A 423-nucleotide genomic window follows, 5' to 3' on the forward strand; every position below is an offset into this window, starting at 1 on the left:
GTTTTAAAACATACTTATCTGGGATTGAAATTTTATGTTTAACAGGTCGAACATCAATTTTATAATGATTTTCAGGCGATTTATCATTTATGAATACTATTTCAAATGAGTCATTAATATCGCCTTCTAAGTTACTAAACCTTCCAAACGGATGAGTAAAAGCAATAGGGGGCTGTCGGAGAGGTAACTTCAAATCTTGCTTAAAGTGATGCTCAAATGCTTTTAATGCCTCATCAACTGATTGGTAACCAATTTCAAGGTAAATCTCTTCAAATGGTCTTGGTGTATTACTTGAATTAGCAGATGCTTTTCCACTAGCACCAATAGAAATTAACAAAAATAATACAATAAGACATATTTTTTTCATAATTCTTACACCCTTTTTTAGGTGTATGATTCCCAATCCCTCTTCAACTATCCTGC

At 32.4% G+C, this 423-nt stretch carries 1 pseudogene; it reads right to left on the reverse strand.

From position 1 onward, the window contains the following. A pseudogene (locus TR08_RS30090) lies at window positions 1-367 on the reverse strand (hypothetical protein); the annotation flags it as partial. Between the last annotated feature and the right edge of the window lie 56 nt (window positions 368-423).

The sequence above is a fragment of the Neobacillus niacini genome (assembly GCF_000759675.1).
Lineage (GTDB): Bacteria > Bacillota > Bacilli > Bacillales > Cytobacillaceae > Neobacillus > Neobacillus niacini_A.